Source organism: Bacillus sp. AFS073361 (assembly GCF_002567005.1).
Classification (GTDB): Bacteria; Bacillota; Bacilli; order Bacillales; family Cytobacillaceae; genus Neobacillus.
In genome coordinates, this window is record NZ_NUZU01000005.1 from 64,083 (window position 1) to 81,803 (window position 17,721).

A 17,721-nucleotide genomic window follows, 5' to 3' on the forward strand; every position below is an offset into this window, starting at 1 on the left:
GGATCGGAAATAAGAAAGGCGGATGCACCCTAAAGAGCGGAGCTGCAGCTAGACATTTTTCGGAGTTCAATAAAATAAATTTAGTTACAACATAGGAGGATTTACAAATTGATAAACAAAATTAATAACTCCATTAAGGTAATCTCACTTGGTGGCGTAGGAGAAATCGGAAAAAATATGTATCTTGTTGAAGTGGACAAGGACATATTTATTATTGATGCCGGCTTAATGTTCCCCGAGGAAGAAATGCTAGGCATAGATATTGTCATTCCGGATATTACATATTTAAAAGAAAATAAGGAACGGGTAAAGGCAATTTTCCTTACTCATGGACATGAAGATCATATTGGGGCATTATCATATGTTCTTACCCATATTGATGTGCCTGTTTATGGAACTAAGCTCACACTGGCACTTGCAAGTGCAAAGCTTAGAGAACAGGATTATTTTAGTAAGACAAATTTTATTGAAGTGCAGTCAGATACGATTGTTAACTTAGATGCAGTTGATGTTAGTTTCTTTAAAACCAATCATAGTATTCCAGATTCTGTGGGGATTTGCATTCATACCTCTGAAGGATCCATTGTTTATACAGGTGATTTTAAATTTGATCAGGCGGCTACACAGCTTTATAAACCTGAAATTGGAAAGATGGCAGCTATTGGGGAACAAGGGGTTTTATGTTTATTGTCTGATAGTACGGAAGCTGAAAAGCCTGGTTATACTGCATCAGAAGCAATTGTGGAACGGGAAATGTCCAATGCCTTCTATAATGCCCCTGGGAGGATTATTGCAGCATGTTTTGCCTCGGATATAAATAGAATTCAGCATATTTTTAACGCAGCAAAGGAAAACGGACGTAAAGTGGCTGTGGTCGGTAAGAGCTTGGAGCGGATCTATCATATTGCCCTTGATTTAGGATATTTAGAAGTAGAAGAAGATCTAATTATTCCTGTCAGTCAGTTAAAAGAATATCAGGATCATGAAATTGTCATATTAATGACTGGGAGTCAGGGTGAACCGATCGAGGCTTTGCAGAGAATGGCAAAGCAAATGGATAAAGTGGTTAACATCCAAAAAGGAGATACGGTTTTAATTGCCGCTTCCCCGCTCAGAGGCAGTGAAGTATTTTTATTTAAAACAATCGATTTGCTCTTTAGAGCTGGTGCTAATGTTATATCGGGTAAAAGGACGATCCATGTATCAAGTCATGGCAGTCAAGAAGAATTAAAATTTATGATTAACTTAATGAAGCCGAAATATCTCGTTCCTGTACATGGTGAATATCGGATGCTTAAAGCGCACCGAAAATTAGCTTTGGAATGTGGTCTCACTGATGAACAAATTATTATCCCTGACCGTGGAGATATTCTAGAATGGAAGGAAGGCAGACTAGCCATTTCGGGTAAGGTTCCTTCTGGGAATATTCTAATTGATGGAATTGGTGTTGGTGATGTCGGGAATATCGTCCTTCGTGACCGAAGGCTCTTATCGCAGGATGGAATCCTAATTGTCGTAGTGACATTGAAAAAACAAGACAAGAGTATAGCAGCTGGTCCTGAAATTATTTCTAGAGGTTTTGTTTATGTTCGCGAATCGGAGAAGTTGATGGAGGAGTCAACAAAACTAGTTCGTGACATTGTAGAAAGAAATATTGCCAAAGAAACATTTGAATGGTCTAGTTTAAAGCAGGAGATAAGAGAAGAATTAAATCGAAATTTATATGAAAAAACAAAAAGAAGACCAATGATTCTCCCAATCATTATGGAAATCTAGAATGAAAGCACTGGACATCCAGTGCTTTTTATTTTTGGCATGATTTTACCTTATAAGATAATACTAACCTATATCATGCTTGAAGGGAGTATTAAGGATGAATAACGATTTTCAAAAGGATAAAACTGCGAGTCAAGAAGGCGGCGAACCTCAAAAAGAGGATAAACCATCTTCTGCATTAATAGAAAAAATTCAGCAGCTAGGACAAACAAATGTCCCGCAGCTGTCAACAGATTCTAAAATTCATTGTTTGACAATTATTGGTCAAATTGAAGGGCATTTGGCACTGCCACCACAAAACAAAACAACAAAATATGAGCATATCATTCCTCAACTTGTAGCAATAGAACAAAACCCTAAAATAGAGGGTGTTCTCATTATTTTAAATACGGTTGGCGGGGATGTTGAGGCAGGCCTAGCTATATCTGAAATGCTTGCGACTCTGTCAAAGCCGACGGTTTCCATTGTATTAGGAGGAGGCCACTCCATTGGAGTTCCAATTGCTGTTTCCTGTGACTACTCCTTTATTGCTGAAACGGCAACCATGACGATCCACCCTATTCGATTAACGGGTCTTGTAATTGGTGTGCCGCAAACCTTCGAATATATGGATAAAATGCAAGACCGGGTCATTAACTTTGTAACCAAGCATTCAAAAATTAGTGAAGAAACATTTAAAGATTTAATGTTTGCAAAAGGAAATTTAACTAGGGATATTGGAACAAATGTAATTGGTGTTGATGCTGTTAAGACAGGTTTAATTGATGAAGTAGGTGGGCTTGGACAGGCAATGAAAAAGTTAAATGAAATGATTGACCTACATAAAGAAAAGGATAAGGGGATGATCCAATGATACTTTATACTATGGTGCCACCCGAATTAATTTTTCCTTATGAGGCGGAATCACCCAGACAACCACAAATGGTCAGTTACCAGGGCATACCCCTCATGGTAGAGTTTGTAGATGGTCAAAATGTTCAAGTCATCCGGAATCTAAGTACAGATCCCCAGCATTACTTGGATGACCAACTATGTCCGGGAGCAAAAATTTCTTTCGCGAACCTGGACGGATTGTCCGCTATGTAATAGAAGATTATGGTATAATCAAGGGAAGACACTAGAGCAGCCAGTAAGGCTGCTTTCTTCCTTTTTACCCTCTTATACAGGGATGTTATATACTAAAGGAATAATATACCATAATAAACACAGGGTGATTAGATGGCAAAGAAAAAGAGAAGACAACCTAAAAAAAGAGATAACCATTTGAAAAAGACTGTTCAATTTGAATTATCCGCATTGGCCATTTTAGCAATTGCAATCATATCGATAGCAAAACTTGGTGCAGTAGGAAAAGCAACCGTGATTTTCTTCCGATTTTGGATGGGAGAATGGTATATGCTCAGTTTAATTGGACTAGTTGTATTAAGCGTTTATTTAATGTGGAAACGAATTCTTCCTTTTTTCTTCCATATTAAATTAGTTGGAGTGTACTTTATTACTTCAGCGATTCTGCTCCTAAGTCATGTCACGCTTTTTCATTTGCTAACCAATGATGGGAAATTTAAAGACCCCAGTGTGATCAGCAATACATGGGAATTATTTATGATGGAACTAAGAGGTGAAACAAGCACAACCGATTTAGGTGGGGGAATGCTTGGGGCAGTATTATTTGCTTTATTTCATTATTTATTTGCAGAGACCGGGACGAAAATTATTGCTTTTATTTTCATCCTAATTGGAGTTATTTTACTAACTGGAAAATCTTTTGGAGATTTTGTTGCGAAAATCATGATGGTTCTTGTTGATTTCTCAAAAAGTCAATGGGATGCATTTCAAACCGATATGACAGAATGGAAACAAAAACAACAGGAGAAAAAAGCAGAAAGAACTACACAAAGAAGACAAGTGCAGGAGAACAGTGAACAGAATCGCCAGACAAGATCAACTACAGAATCACAATCACCTCAGGAAGAAATCAGTTCTCCAGAGCCAATTATTTCTAGCTTTGCAGATAGGGCCTATGTTGAAGAGGTAATTGAAACAAATCAGCCTGCAGAAACGAAGCAAACTAAAAGCAAGCCGGAAGAAAATGAAGATCCAATACCGCCAATCACTTTTACAGAAGTCGAGAATATCGACTATGAGTTACCCCCGCTTAGATTGTTAAATTTGCCAAGAAAAGCAGACCAAAGTGGAGAATATGAACAAATCCATGCGAATGCGGCAAAGCTCGAGAGAACATTTCAAAGCTTTGGAGTAAAGGCGAGAGTTACTCAAGTACATTTAGGACCAGCTGTTACAAAATATGAAGTTCATCCCGATGTAGGTGTAAAGGTAAGTAAAATTGTCAGTCTGAGTGATGACTTAGCATTAGCACTAGCTGCTAAAGGAATTCGAATTGAAGCGCCAATCCCTGGTAAATCAGCGATTGGAATAGAGGTACCTAATTCAGAGGTGGCAATGGTTTCACTTCGTGAGGTATTAGAAGCAACCCAAAATGACAAGCCCGACTCAAAACTGTTAATTGGTTTAGGCAGAGACATTACTGGTGAGGCTGTTTTGGCGGAATTAAATAAAATGCCCCATTTGTTGGTTGCTGGTGCAACTGGAAGCGGTAAAAGTGTATGTATAAACGGAATTATCACTAGTATATTGATGCGAGCAAAGCCTCATGAAGTAAAATTAATGATGATTGACCCGAAAATGGTTGAATTGAATGTTTATAATGGGATTCCACACCTATTAGCACCGGTAGTAACGAATCCCAAAAAAGCCTCACAAGCATTGCAAAAAGTAGTAAGCGAAATGGAACGACGTTATGATTTGTTCTCACATACGGGAACGCGTAATATTGAGGGCTATAATGAACATGTAAGAAGGCATAACTTAGAAGAAAATGATAAACAGCCATTGCTGCCATTTATTGTCGTTATTGTTGATGAGTTAGCAGACTTAATGATGGTTGCCTCTTCAGATGTGGAGGATTCGATTACCCGCCTTGCACAAATGGCCCGTGCGGCAGGAATTCACTTGATTATTGCAACCCAACGGCCATCTGTTGATGTCATTACTGGGGTAATTAAAGCAAATATTCCATCAAGAATTGCCTTTGCCGTATCCAGTGCTACCGATTCCAGGACAATTTTGGATATGGGTGGTGCAGAAAAACTGTTAGGCAGAGGCGATATGTTATTCCTTCCAGTTGGAGAATCAAAGCCAGTTCGAGTTCAAGGTGCTTTTCTTTCGGACCAAGAAGTGGAGGATACGGTAGAATTTGTAATTGGACAGCAAAAAGCTCAATATCAGGATGAAATGATACCAGATGATATCCCAGAAGTAACGGGTGCGGTCGATGATGATATTTATGAAGAGGCAGTTGACTTAATTATTGAAATGCAAACAGCATCTGTTTCTATGTTACAAAGACGTTTTCGTATTGGGTATACAAGAGCAGCAAGATTAATAGACGAAATGGAGGCACGTGGGATCGTTGGACCTTATGAAGGCAGTAAGCCGCGAGCTGTCTTGCAGGCGAAACCAATAGATAAAGAAGAACAAAGTTCATAAATTAGTTGGTGAAATTAGCAGAAACTGTAAAAGGTAGACTAGAAAATATAGTGCCTTTATTATGATGGGAAAATTATCATAATAAGGGCTGTTTTTTTGTGGGTGAAATTACCCGCAAAATCCAAAATAATATATAGGAAAAATTTCCTTGATACTTTTGTGACATAACCTTCCCCATTATCGACAAAATTTATAAATAGCTATTTATTTATACCCAAAAAAGTGTTAATATAAATTTCGATTAGTAGAAATGATATCAGATGTCTGATGTCTAAGGAAAAGGCTGGAGGATACAGGATGTCTATAAAATCAGATAACCGGCATTTATACCTACAAGTTATCGATCGTCTAAAGCAAGATATAGCAGATGGAGTATATAAAGAAAAAGAGAAATTACCTTCTGAGTTTGATCTTGCCAAACATCTTGGTGTGAGCAGAGCAACTCTTCGAGAAGCATTACGGATCCTCGAAGAAGAAAATGTCATCATTAGACGACATGGCGTGGGTACTTTTGTTAATGTAAAGCCCTTGTTTACATCAGGTATAGAACAACTTAATAGTGTAACAGCCATGATTAAACAAGCTGGAATGACTCCTGGAACAATTTTCCTTAGTTCATCAACACAAGATGCTACCGAAGAGGATATTCGCCGTTTTTCCTGTTCTATTGATGAGGAGATTTTCGTGATGGAGAGGGTTAGAACCGCCAATGGGGAGCCAGTCGTTTATTGTGTCGACAAGGTACCCAAACGTATTCTGCCGGAAACATTTTCACATGCAGAAGAATCGATCTTTCATATTTTGGAAGAAAAAGCTAACAGAAGAATTACATACGCGGTTGCTCAAATTGAGCCCTTAGGCTATCATGAAAAAATTTCTCCAATTCTAGAATGCGAACCAGAAACTGCATTGTTAGTCTTAAAGCAAATGCATTTCGATGAAATGGATGAACCTATTCTTTTTTCGGTAAACTATTTTAAAGCGGACAAGTTTAGTTTTCATGTTTTAAGGAAAAGAATTTAAATTTTTTTCATCCATCTTGAAAACGCAATCAGTCTTGCTATTCAAAAATTTTTACTTAATCAATCCATATTCATAGGGGGTCAATACCATGAAAAAGCGTAAAATTGGAACGGCATTATCACTTGTTCTTGCTGCTGGTACACTATTAGGAGCATGTGGAAAAAGTGATAATACAAACAAAGATACATCAAAAGGCGGAGAAAAGAAAAATGAATTCTCTGTAGCAATGGTTACTGATGTTGGTGGTGTTGATGACAAATCATTTAACCAATCTGCTTGGGAAGGTCTTCAGAAATTTGGTAAAGATAACGGATTATCAAAAGGTAAAGGCGGATATGATTACGTTCAATCAAAATCAGATGCAGATTACGCTACCAACTTAAACACTCTTGCCCGTCAAGATTTTGATTTAGTATTCGGTATTGGATTTTTGATGCAAGGTGCTGTGGAAGAAATTTCTAAGCAACAAAAGGATCATCACTTTGCAATTGTTGACTCTGAAGTCAAACAACCAAATGTTGCAAGCATTCTTTTTAAAGAACAAGAAGCATCATTCCTTGCAGGAGTTGCAGCAGCAATGACAACTAAATCCAATAAAATTGGATTTATTGGTGGTATTGAAGGGGCAGTTATTGAACGTTTTGAAGCAGGCTTTGTAGCTGGTGTTAAAGCTGCAAAACCTGAAGCGACTGTTGACATTCAATATGCTGGTGCATTTGATAAAGCAGAGCTTGGACAATCGATTGCTTCGAAAATGTATTCTTCAGGCGATGATGTAGTTTTCCACGCTGCTGGTGGTACTGGTGTTGGTTTATTTAAAGAAGCTAATGACCTTAAGAAAAAAGATCCATCTCGTGAAATTTGGGCTATCGGAGTTGACAGTGACCAAGCAAACATGGGTCCAGATATTGTTTTAACTTCCGCTCTTAAACGCGTAGATAATGCGGTTTATGACGTTTCTACAAAAACGAAAGATGGTAACTTCCCTGGCGGGGAAGTGGCATTATACGGTCTTGCTGAAGACGGTGTTGGGTTAGCTCCAATCAATAGCAAAGCACCGAACAAGGCTGCAATTGAAGCATCTGTAAAAGATTGGACTGACAAAATTAAATCAGGTTCAGTGAAAGTTCCTGGTACTCGTGCAGAATTAAAGACTTTTAGCGCAAAATAATTTTTGTGGAATAAGCGGGAGAATTCTCGCTTATTCCAAACTATGGAATCCTAACTGAAGCGTGGAATAAATGTTCTACCTTTCATTTAAGATTTTATAAGGGAGTTAATCCCTGTTTTTTAAAAATCCTTAAAGGTCTGACCTCTTACTACTATTGGTCAAATTTTCCTTTTATCTTAACACAGGGAGTGAGAAAGATGGATTTTGTAATTGAAATGCTCAACATTCGTAAGGAATTTGGCGGTTTCGTTGCGAATGATAACATTACCCTTCAATTGAAGAAGGGCGAAATTCATGCATTACTTGGTGAAAATGGTGCAGGCAAATCCACTTTAATGAATGCACTTTTTGGTTTATACCAGCCGGAACAAGGAGAAATTCGGGTAAAAGGGAAACCAGTTAATATTTCTAACCCAAATATTGCTAATGATCTAGGGATCGGAATGGTTCACCAACACTTTATGCTTGTTGATACTTTTACTGTAACGGAAAATATTATTCTCGGCAGAGAAATTACCACAGGCGGTCGAATTGATCTTAAAAAGGCAGAAAAAGAGGTTCGTGAAATTTCAGAACGATATGGTTTGGCCGTTGACCCTCAAGCAAAAATTTCCGATATATCAGTTGGAATGCAGCAAAGGGTAGAAATTTTAAAAACGTTGTACCGAGGTGCTGAAATTGTCATTTTTGATGAACCATCAGCCGTACTAACCCCACAAGAAATAAAAGAACTTATGCAGATTATGAAAACGCTTATAAAAGAAGGAAAGTCGATTATATTAATCACTCATAAGTTAAAAGAGATTATGGAAGTTGCGGATCGGTGTACCGTCATACGCAAAGGTAAAGGAATTGGGACTGTAAATATTAGTGAAACAAACCCTAATGAACTTGCGAGCTTAATGGTTGGGCGTGAAGTCGTCTTCAAAACAGAGAAAACAGAAGCAAAACCCAAACAGGATGTATTACAGATTCAAGACTTACTAGTAAAAGATGCTCGCGGTATTAATGTTGTAAATGGTCTTAATCTAACCGTAAAAGCCGGGGAGATTGTTGGGATTGCGGGTGTTGATGGCAATGGACAATCAGAATTCATTGAGGCTATTACTGGTTTACGTAAGGCAGAAAGTGGCAGCGTGAAGTTAAATGGAAATGAACTTATTAATCATACTCCTAGGAAAATAACTGAGGCGGGTGTTGGTCATATTCCTCAAGACCGCCATAAACACGGACTCGTGTTAAATTTCCCAATCGGTGAGAACATGGTCTTACAAACGTATAATAAAAAGCCATATTCAAAAAATGGGATTCTAAATTTTAAAGAGATTTATAAAAAGGCAAAAACTTTAATTAGTGAGTTTGATGTCAGGACTCCAAGTGAGTACACCTTGGCTCGCGCTCTTTCTGGCGGTAACCAGCAAAAGGCCATTATTGGACGTGAGGTTGACCGTAATCCGGATTTATTAATTGCAGCACAGCCTACACGTGGATTAGATGTTGGAGCGATTGAATTTATTCATAAGCGTCTTATAGAGCAGCGTGATAATGGAAAAGCTGTTTTACTAATTTCATTTGAATTGGATGAAATATTAAACGTGAGTGACCGAATTGCTGTTATATATGAGGGGAAAATTGTTGCGGTAGTTAACCCAAGAGAAACTTCAGAACAAGAACTTGGCTTATTGATGGCTGGGTCAAATAGAAAGGAAGCGGGTGAACACGCCAATGCTTAAAAGCTTTAAAAGTATTTTAACACCTATTATTGCCGTTTTATTGGGGATAATTGTTGGAACTATTATTATGATCATCAGCGGTTATGATGCACTCGCAGCATTCACAGCATTATGGAACGGGGCTTTTGGTGATTCTTATTATCTAGGAGAAGTAATTAGACAGTTTACTCCTTATATTCTTGCAGGATTAGCTGTAGCATTTGCTTTCCGTGTCGGCCTGTTTAATATTGGAGTAGAGGGACAATTTTTAGTTGGCTGGCTAGCCGCAGTATGGGTGGGGGTTGCTTTCGATCTCCCGAAAATTATCCATTTACCATTAGCTATTATAGCAGCTATGGTAGCAGGAGCCTTGTGGGCGTTCATCCCTGGCTTCTTAAAAGCTCGTTTTCGCGTTCATGAAGTAATTGTTACCATTATGATGAATTATGTTGCCTTACATGTTTCAAATTATTTTATAAAAAATATCATTACAGATAATAAAGATAAAACAGATATGATTAAAGAATCTGCCACATTAAGGTCTCCCTGGTTAGAGAGTTTAACTGATTATTCAAGACTTCACTGGGGTATTATCCTTGCCATTTTATCCTGTTTTGTTATGTGGTTCTTATTAGAACGGACAACTAGAGGATTTGAATTAAGATCAGTAGGTTTTAACCAACATGCTGCCCATTATGCAGGGATGAATGTTAATAAAAATATTATCCTCTCTATGGTTATTGCTGGTGCTTTTGCTGGTTTAGCAGGATCGATGGAAGGATTAGGAACTTTCGGCTACGCCACCGTTAAAGGCGGTTTTACAGGTGTTGGATTTGATGGGATTGCTGTTGCCCTGCTAGGTGGGAATACATCAATAGGTGTATTTTTCTCAGCCATATTATTTGGTGCACTAAAAGTGGGAGCATTAAATATGCCTCTCGAAGCGGGTGTTCCGAATGAATTAGTTGATATCATCATTGCCTTGATTGTATTCTTTGTTGCATCAAGTTATATTATTAGAATATTTCTTGACCGATTTAGTAAAAAGGAGGTGAAGTAAGTTGAGCTTAATGGAAATATTAATGATTGTTGTTCCATCCACTTTGTTATGGGCAGCTCCACTTGTCTTCACTGCATTAGGCGGTATTTTCTCTGAGCGTTCGGGAGTTGTAAATATTGGTCTTGAAGGATTAATGGTTATAGGTGCATTTACAGCTATTGTCTTTAACCTTACCTTCGTTCATTCGTTCGGAAGTTGGACACCTTGGATTGCAATTGTAGTTGCAATGGTTGCGGGTGCGATATTTTCAATGTTACATGCGGTAGCTGCGATTACATTCCGTGCTGACCATACTGTTTCTGGTGTTGCTATTAACTTACTTGCATCAGGCTTAACATTGTTTCTAGTGAAACTAATCTATGATAAAGGTGAAACAGATATTATCAGCAAAGGATTTAATAAAATTGATATCCCGGTTTTAAAAGATATTCCAGTTATTGGGAAAATATTTTTCCAAAATACGTATTGGACTTCATTCTTAGCAATCATTGTTGCCATTATCGTTTGGTACATTGTATTTAAAACACCATTTGGACTTCGCCTCCGTTCTGTTGGTGAACATCCAATGGCTGCTGATACAATGGGGATTAATGTTACAAAAATGCGTTATTTAGGTGTTATTCTTTCAGGAGCTTTTGGTGGTCTGGGTGGTGGAGTATATGCACAATCCATTACATCTAACTTCAGCCACTCAACAATCAGTGGTCAAGGTTTCATGGCACTAGCAGCAATGATTTTCGGGAAATGGCATCCACTTGGCGCACTTGGTGCTGCAATATTCTTTGGTTTTGCACAAAGTATCAGTATCATTGGATCAAGCTTACCTTTCTTAAAAGAAATTCCGAATGTGTACCTGTTAATTGCTCCTTATGTTTTAACAATATTAGCTTTAACTGGCTTCATCGGGCGTGCAGATGCACCTAAAGCATCTGGTACTCATTATATTAAAGGTAGTAGATAATTCATTTACTATACGGACGGAATCCTTGGTTATCTTGCCAGGGGTTCTTTTTTATGAGAGAAAAAGTGATATTGCTTGTATTGACCAACCCTGCCAAATTATAGTAATAAGTATAGGTTTTCTTTCAAAGGAAATGATATAAAGAAAAATGCTTACATATTGTAATGTATAACCTTTAACAGTTAAGGAGGAATGGATGTGGCAACAGCTGCAGAAAAAATAACAGAGCTTAATGGATATAGACTTCATGTGATCCCAACAGAAAAATATAAAACGAATACTTTAATCTGGAAAATGAAAGCCCCGCTTACAAAAGAAGATGTAACCAAACGAGCACTTCTTCCACAAGTATTGCAAAGCAGTTCAGCAAAATATTCTTCAACCACTGCACTTCGGTCTTATCTTGATGAGTTATATGGAGCGACACTTTTCGTTGATCTATCTAAAAAAGGTGAATACCATATCATGAGTTTTTCAATCGAAATTGCCAATGAAAAATTCTTAAGTGATCCAAGTCCATTATTAAGAAAAGGGTTTGAATTATTAGCAGAAATATTAACAAATCCAAACCTTAAAGGTAATGCTTTTGATCCAGGCACTGTAGAAAAAGAAAAGCGGACACAAAAACAAAGGATTCAATCCGTTTTTGATGATAAGATGCGCTACTCAAATGTACGCCTGATTCAAGAAATGTGTAAGGGGGAACCCTATGCTTTAGAAGTAAACGGGGATGCTGCTGATGTAGATGCCATAACTCCCGAGAATTTATATGAATATTATCAAGACGCCTTTTTATCTGATGAAATGGATTTATATATTATCGGTGATGTTGATGAAGAAGAAGTGAAGCAATTTGCATCAGATCTATTAAAGTTTGAGGATAGAACACCGAAAAAATTAGTACAAGAAAAGGTAACCTTGAATAGACAAGTTAATGAAGTGAAAGAGCAGCAAGATGTAAAACAAGGGAAATTAAACATTGGCTATCGCACAAACATCGTCTATGGTGATTCGGATTATTTTGCCTTGCAAGTGTTCAATGGAATATTTGGCGGGTTCTCTCATTCTAAATTATTTATAAATGTACGTGAAAAAGCAAGTCTTGCCTATTATGCAGCAAGCCGTCTTGAGAGTCATAAAGGCTTAATGATGGTTATGTCAGGAATTGATTTAAAAAATTATGATCAGGCAGTTGGAATTATACATGATCAATTAGAGGCGATGAGAAATGGTGATTTTACAGACCAAGAACTCGACCAAACAAAAGCAGTTATTCAAAATCAAATCCTAGAGACCATAGATACATCAAGAGGGTTAACTGAAATTCTTTATCATAATGTTGTGGCCGATGCAAATATTAATCTTGATACATGGCTGAAAGAAATGCAAAATGTAACGAAAGAAGAAATCATCGCAGTCGCTAAAAAAATTGAAATCGATACCATCTACTTCTTAACAGGAACGGAGGCGGGCAAATAAATGGAGAAAATTAGTTTCGACCAACTTCAGGAAGAACTTTACCATGAAAAACTGGCCAATGGTCTAAATGTGTATATTTTACCGAAAAAAGGATTTAATAAAACCTTTGCTACCTTTACGACAAAGTATGGTTCTGTGGATAATACATTTGTTCCATTGGGAAAAGAAGAGTATGTTAAAGTTCCTGATGGAATTGCTCACTTTTTAGAGCATAAGCTGTTTGAAAAAGAAGATGGCGATGTTTTTCAACAATTTAGCCGCCAGGGAGCATCGGCTAATGCGTTTACCTCCTTTACTCGAACAGCCTATTTATTTTCGAGTACGTCAGACGTAGAAAAAAATCTAGAAACCCTCATTGATTTTGTTCAGGAACCATATTTTTCAGAAAAAACAGTTGAAAAAGAAAAAGGGATAATTGGGCAGGAAATTACTATGTATGATGATAATGCGGATTGGCGTTTATACTTTGGATTGATTCAAAATCTTTACCAAAACCATCCGGTAAAGATTGATATCGCTGGAACAATTGAATCGATTTCCCATATTACTAAAGATTGGCTCTATGAATGCTATAACACCTTCTATCATCCGAGTAACATGTTATTATTTATTGTTGGCCCAGTAAACCCAGAAAGTTTCATGAATCAAGTTAAAGAGAATCAAGCGAAAAAGGAATACAAAGATATGCCTGAGATTCAGCGGAAATTTGAAAATGAACCGACAGAGGCAGCTGAAAAAAGACAGGTACTTGAAATGAATGTGCAAACATCAAAATGCTTACTTGGAATAAAAGCACTACATGTCGATCAAAGCGGAAATGAAATGTTAAAAAATGAATTAACCATGAATGTCCTATTGGATTTATTGTTTGGGAAAAGTTCGGAAAATTACAATCAACTCTATAATGATGGACTAATTGATGAAACCTTTTCTTTCGATTATACCCAAGAGCAGGGCTTTGGGTTTGCCATGATCGGCGGAGACACTGGAGAACCTGATAAATTAGCAGAAACTCTTCAAAAAATGCTTCTAGATGCTAAAAATCAAAATGTCTTTAATGAGGATCAACTAGAAAGAGCGAAGAGGAAAAAGATTGGTGCATTTTTGCGGGCGGTAAACTCACCAGAGTATATCGCCAATCAGTTTACGCGCTACGCATTTAATGATATGAATTTGTTTGATGTGGTTCCAACACTTGAAAAAATCACCCTAAACGATGTTCAGTCACTAGCGTCAGAAGTCATATCAGAAGACCGGTTTTCAGTATATCAGGTAATTCCTAAAAAAAAATAAATACATGAAAGCGTCGATTAACCGGCGCTTTTTCTTCGTATTAGTCACAGTAAAAGAGAGTGGGAACAAAAATGAAATATGTATTAATAACGGGTGCAAGTGGTGGAATCGGCCAAGCGATTGCATATAACCTGGCAGAAAAAGGCTATCATTTGTATCTGCATTACCATAAAAATACACAAGCAATAAAGGAATTAATAAATAATCTGGAGTCATACGGTGGGGAGTATATTCCGATTCAAGCAAATTTAGCTGATCCAAGTGGATATAAAAAGGTCAATTCAGAAATATTTTCATTAGATGCGATTATCCATTGCGGGGGCCAAAGTCAATATGGGCTTCTTGTTGATTTACAACAATCTGAAGCAGAAGCATTATTAAATGTTCATGTGTTAACGCCATTAATGCTGACAAAAGAGCTCCTTCCGAAATTGCTTGCTAAAGGAAACGGAAATATTGTGGTGATTACTTCGATTTGGGGGCAAACAGGAGCGGCTTGTGAAGTTGCATATTCTACGGTTAAGGGAGCGCAAATTGCATTCGTTAAGGCATTGAGTAAAGAAGTAGCCATGAATGGAATTCGTGTAAATGCCATTGCCCCTGGAGCTATATTGACACCAATGATGGAAGGTTTTACACCAGAAGAAGTAGATCAGCTTTCATACGAAATACCAATGGGCAGGTTGGGGCAGCCGGAGGATATAGCGAGGGGTGTAGCATATTTACTTTCCGAAGATTCATCCTACATGACAGGACAAATCCTAGCAATAAATGGCGGGTGGTATACCTAAAATTTCAATGTAATCAATGTATAGTTCCCTCCTCTTCGTCACAAAATAATCTTGTACTAATAAAAGAGGAGGGAAATAACCATGTCTGTTTTAGATAACTGGAAACAATGGGAGGACTTCTTAGCCGATCGTCTTCATCATGCACAAAATGAAGGTATGAGCGATGGAGCCATTAGTAACCTTGCTTTTCAAATTGGTGATTATTTATCAAACCAAGTAGAACCAAAAAATGAACAGGAAAGAATTCTTGCTGATCTTTGGTCAGTTGCAGATAAAGAAGAACAACAGGCAATTGCAAATATAATGGTTAAATTGATTCAAAATAACGGCAGTCGTTAAAAGAGAGGAGGACTTTCTCCTCTCTTTTTGTATGCATTCTTGGAGAATCACTGTTAACGAGCGGAATATCTTTGTTTTTACTTTCATCTTCATCCAAAATCATTTATTATAGGGGTTAGATAAGAAATTGTAAAAAAAATGTCGAAACTTCTTTTGAGGAGGTTTATTACTTGAAAAAAGAATGGTATTTAGAATATGAGATTCAGAAGAACCGACCAGGCCTATTAGGGGACATTTCATCCCTATTAGGAATGCTCTCTATTAACATTGTTACAATAAATGGTGTAGATGAAGGACGACGAGGATTACTCATTTTAGCAAAAGATGATGACCAAATTAAACGCCTTGAGTCAATTTTACATACGATGGACACAATAAAACTAATTAAACTTAGAGAACCCAAACTGCGTGACAGGCTTGCGGTAAGACATGGACGTTATATTCAAAGAGATGCGGACGATAAAAAAACCTTCCGTTTTGTAAGGGATGAACTTGGCTTATTAGTTGATTTTATGGCAGAATTATTTAAGCAGGAAGGCCATAAGTTGATTGGTATTCGCGGAATGCCTCGTGTAGGAAAAACAGAATCATTGGTGGCTGCAAGTGTTTGTGCAAATAAACGCTGGTTATTTGTGTCTTCCACTTTGTTAAAACAAACAATCCGTAATCAATTAATTGAAGATGAATATAACGAAAACAATCTATTTATACTGGATGGAATTGTTTCTACCAGACGTGCTAATGAGCGTCATTGGCAGCTTGTTCGTGAAATCATGAGACTTCCGTCTGTAAAAGTCATCGAGCATCCTGATATTTTTGTTCAAAACTCAGAATATACACTCGACGATTTTGATTACATTATTGAGCTTAGGAATGACGCGGAAGAAGAGATTACATATGAGGTCGTTGATCAGCATAGTATGTTCTCCGGATCTGATTTTGGAGATTTTGATTTTTAATAAATTGGAAGGTGTTAACAGTTGACTGAATTAGGGAATCGACTAAAAGAAGCCCGATTAGCTAATGGATTAAGCTTGGATGATTTACAATCCATGACGAAAATTCAAAAGAGGTATTTAATTGGTATTGAAGAAGGGAATTATGCGAGCATGCCCGGGAATTTTTATGTTCGCGCATTTATTAAGCAGTATGCAGAGGCACTAAGTCTTGATCCTGATGAAATTTTTGAAACCTATAAAGGTGAAATTCCTGCAAGCTTAAATGACGAATTGCCACAGCAATTGTCCAGAGTGAAAACACATAAATCAATTTCAGAAAGCAATTCTAAAATTTTTGATATATTACCAAAGGTTTTAATCGGTGTTTTTGTAATTGGAGTTGCCAGCCTGTTATATTATTTTGTATATAAACATGCGGGTGATAATACGAATGAATCAATTAATAAAGAAAATGAACCGGTTAAAATTGTGAAATCGGAGAATCTTGAAAAAGAAAAAGCAGAAGTGAATAAGAAGGATGACATCCAAGAAAAGACAGATAATACAGAGCAGGAAGAGCAGCAAACAACTGTAGAAGAATCACCAAAACAAGAAATTACAGCCGTTCAAAGCAGCGGCAGGAATTCAACCTATGAATTAAAAAATGCAGACAAGTTTGTTGTGAAGTTGGTTTCTAAAGGGCAGACTTGGGTTAGTATTAAAAATGGAAAAGGGAAATCCTTTTTCCAAGGATTATTAAAAAAAGGCGGTACTGAAAGTCAAACAGAAGACTTATCAGCAGAGAGTGCGGCCGTTATTCGAGTGGGAAATGCCGCTGATACAGAAATCTATGTTAATGACCAAAAGCTCGAGTATGCAGTGCCAGCGACTGCAAATGTTCAGAACATAACGATCCAATATGTTCTGAAAAACGAATAGTCATCTGTTGATGACTATTTTTCGCTTTTAATATTAAAACGGAGGAAAACTATGAATATTCCGAATAGAATCACTGTATCAAGAATATTATTAATTCCAATATTCTTGATTATTATGCTTGCTCCTTTTGAATGGGGCGATATGCATCTGCTGGGGACAGACCTTCCCGTGACCCATTTTGTCGGTGCATTGATTTTTATTTTAGCCTCATCCACTGACTGGGTTGATGGGCATTATGCCCGAAAGTATAACCTGGTGACTAATATGGGGAAATTTCTCGACCCGCTTGCTGACAAATTATTGGTCTCGGCTGCATTGATTGTTCTCGTTGAATTGAATGATGTTTATGCACCTTCATGGATTGTGATTGTTATTATTAGCAGGGAGTTTGCGGTAACAGGATTACGTCTCTTACTTGCAGGAGAAGGAGAAGTGGTTGCGGCTAACATGCTTGGGAAAATTAAAACCTGGGCGCAAATTGTCGCTATTTCAGCACTTTTATTACATAATATTATTTTTGCAATGATTCCATTTCGTTTTGATATCGTGGCATTGTGGGTTGCATTAATTTTTACGATTTGGTCTGGATGGGATTATTTTGCAAAAAATAGTCATGTCCTTAAAAATTCAAAGTAAGTTTTACCAACTTAGGAGTAAAGGATGTTGATTATG

At 37.4% G+C, this 17,721-nt stretch carries 16 protein-coding genes; all 16 read left to right on the forward strand.

All coding sequences use genetic code 11. From position 1 onward, the window contains the following. Window positions 1–108 precede the first annotated feature (108 nt). Window positions 109–1,776, forward strand: a complete 1,668-nt coding sequence (locus tag COJ96_RS04015) for a ribonuclease J (RefSeq protein WP_098571710.1) — start codon at window positions 109–111, stop codon at window positions 1,774–1,776. A gap of 97 nt (window positions 1,777–1,873) precedes the next feature. Beyond that, the gene (locus tag COJ96_RS04020; protein WP_098571711.1) at window positions 1,874–2,629 is read left to right on the forward strand and encodes a ClpP family protease; all 756 of its coding nucleotides are present in this window, start codon (window positions 1,874–1,876) and stop codon (window positions 2,627–2,629) included. Then, window positions 2,626–2,862 (forward strand): YlzJ-like family protein, encoded by a 237-nt coding sequence (locus COJ96_RS04025; protein WP_098571712.1) that lies wholly within the window; start codon window positions 2,626–2,628, stop codon window positions 2,860–2,862. Before COJ96_RS04020 ends, COJ96_RS04025 begins: the two co-directional genes overlap by 4 nt. A gap of 132 nt (window positions 2,863–2,994) precedes the next feature. Next, the gene (locus tag COJ96_RS04030) at window positions 2,995–5,343 is read left to right on the forward strand and encodes an FtsK/SpoIIIE family DNA translocase (protein ID WP_098571713.1); all 2,349 of its coding nucleotides are present in this window, start codon (window positions 2,995–2,997) and stop codon (window positions 5,341–5,343) included. A 297-nt stretch (window positions 5,344–5,640) separates the two neighbouring features. Further along, window positions 5,641–6,366, forward strand: coding sequence for a GntR family transcriptional regulator (locus COJ96_RS04035; protein WP_098571714.1), 726 nt, complete (start codon window positions 5,641–5,643; stop codon window positions 6,364–6,366). 88 nt (window positions 6,367–6,454) lie between these two features. Then, on the forward strand, window positions 6,455–7,537 hold the full coding sequence (locus tag COJ96_RS04040) for a BMP family lipoprotein (protein WP_098571715.1): 1,083 nt from the start codon (window positions 6,455–6,457) through the stop codon (window positions 7,535–7,537). 197 nt (window positions 7,538–7,734) lie between these two features. Beyond that, window positions 7,735–9,270: an ABC transporter ATP-binding protein gene (locus COJ96_RS04045; protein ID WP_098571716.1), complete on the forward strand. Its 1,536-nt coding sequence runs from the start codon at window positions 7,735–7,737 to the stop codon at window positions 9,268–9,270. Next, window positions 9,263–10,309, forward strand: coding sequence for an ABC transporter permease (locus COJ96_RS04050; RefSeq protein WP_098571717.1), 1,047 nt, complete (start codon window positions 9,263–9,265; stop codon window positions 10,307–10,309). The genes COJ96_RS04045 and COJ96_RS04050 overlap by 8 nt, the downstream gene beginning before the upstream one ends. 1 nt (window position 10,310) lies before the next feature. Next, a complete protein-coding gene (locus tag COJ96_RS04055; RefSeq protein ID WP_098571718.1) occupies window positions 10,311–11,270 on the forward strand; it encodes an ABC transporter permease in 960 nt (319 codons plus the stop codon). 192 nt (window positions 11,271–11,462) lie between these two features. Then, complete coding sequence (gene yfmF, locus COJ96_RS04060) at window positions 11,463–12,749, forward strand: EF-P 5-aminopentanol modification-associated protein YfmF (protein WP_373561651.1); 1,287 nt, start codon at window positions 11,463–11,465, stop codon at window positions 12,747–12,749. Continuing rightward, window positions 12,750–14,042: an EF-P 5-aminopentanol modification-associated protein YfmH gene (yfmH, locus tag COJ96_RS04065; RefSeq protein WP_098571720.1), complete on the forward strand. Its 1,293-nt coding sequence runs from the start codon at window positions 12,750–12,752 to the stop codon at window positions 14,040–14,042. It begins immediately after the preceding gene. 71 nt (window positions 14,043–14,113) lie between these two features. Continuing rightward, window positions 14,114–14,833, forward strand: a complete 720-nt coding sequence (gene ymfI / locus COJ96_RS04070; RefSeq protein WP_098571721.1) for an elongation factor P 5-aminopentanone reductase — start codon at window positions 14,114–14,116, stop codon at window positions 14,831–14,833. Between the two features lie 81 nt (window positions 14,834–14,914). Then, a complete protein-coding gene (locus tag COJ96_RS04075) occupies window positions 14,915–15,172 on the forward strand; it encodes a DUF3243 domain-containing protein (RefSeq protein WP_098571722.1) in 258 nt (85 codons plus the stop codon). 170 nt (window positions 15,173–15,342) lie between these two features. Continuing rightward, window positions 15,343–16,131 carry a DUF3388 domain-containing protein gene (locus COJ96_RS04080; RefSeq protein WP_098571723.1) on the forward strand — a complete coding sequence of 263 codons (789 nt, stop codon included), beginning with the start codon at window positions 15,343–15,345 and terminating at the stop codon, window positions 16,129–16,131. A 21-nt stretch (window positions 16,132–16,152) separates the two neighbouring features. Next, window positions 16,153–17,049 (forward strand): helix-turn-helix domain-containing protein, encoded by an 897-nt coding sequence (locus tag COJ96_RS04085; protein WP_098571724.1) that lies wholly within the window; start codon window positions 16,153–16,155, stop codon window positions 17,047–17,049. Window positions 17,050–17,100: 51 nt separating this feature from the next. After that, window positions 17,101–17,685 carry a CDP-diacylglycerol--glycerol-3-phosphate 3-phosphatidyltransferase gene (gene pgsA / locus COJ96_RS04090; RefSeq protein WP_098571725.1) on the forward strand — a complete coding sequence of 195 codons (585 nt, stop codon included), beginning with the start codon at window positions 17,101–17,103 and terminating at the stop codon, window positions 17,683–17,685. Window positions 17,686–17,721 lie beyond the last annotated feature (36 nt).

What these genes read in the sequence shown, in the direction of transcription:
- COJ96_RS04020 (WP_098571711.1), top strand. Translation starts at nt 1,874, where the DNA reads ATGAATAACGATTTTCAAAAGGATAAAACTGCGAGTCAAGAAGGCGGC.
- COJ96_RS04025 (WP_098571712.1), top strand. Translation starts at nt 2,626, where the DNA reads ATGATACTTTATACTATGGTGCCACCCGAATTAATTTTTCCTTATGAG.
- COJ96_RS04030 (WP_098571713.1), top strand. Translation starts at nt 2,995, where the DNA reads ATGGCAAAGAAAAAGAGAAGACAACCTAAAAAAAGAGATAACCATTTG.
- COJ96_RS04035 (WP_098571714.1), top strand. Translation starts at nt 5,641, where the DNA reads ATGTCTATAAAATCAGATAACCGGCATTTATACCTACAAGTTATCGAT.
- COJ96_RS04040 (WP_098571715.1), top strand. Translation starts at nt 6,455, where the DNA reads ATGAAAAAGCGTAAAATTGGAACGGCATTATCACTTGTTCTTGCTGCT.
- COJ96_RS04045 (WP_098571716.1), top strand. Translation starts at nt 7,735, where the DNA reads ATGGATTTTGTAATTGAAATGCTCAACATTCGTAAGGAATTTGGCGGT.
- COJ96_RS04050 (WP_098571717.1), top strand. Translation starts at nt 9,263, where the DNA reads ATGCTTAAAAGCTTTAAAAGTATTTTAACACCTATTATTGCCGTTTTA.
- yfmF (WP_373561651.1), top strand. Translation starts at nt 11,463, where the DNA reads ATGGATGTGGCAACAGCTGCAGAAAAAATAACAGAGCTTAATGGATAT.
- yfmH (WP_098571720.1), top strand. Translation starts at nt 12,750, where the DNA reads ATGGAGAAAATTAGTTTCGACCAACTTCAGGAAGAACTTTACCATGAA.
- ymfI (WP_098571721.1), top strand. Translation starts at nt 14,114, where the DNA reads ATGAAATATGTATTAATAACGGGTGCAAGTGGTGGAATCGGCCAAGCG.
- COJ96_RS04075 (WP_098571722.1), top strand. Translation starts at nt 14,915, where the DNA reads ATGTCTGTTTTAGATAACTGGAAACAATGGGAGGACTTCTTAGCCGAT.
- pgsA (WP_098571725.1), top strand. Translation starts at nt 17,101, where the DNA reads ATGAATATTCCGAATAGAATCACTGTATCAAGAATATTATTAATTCCA.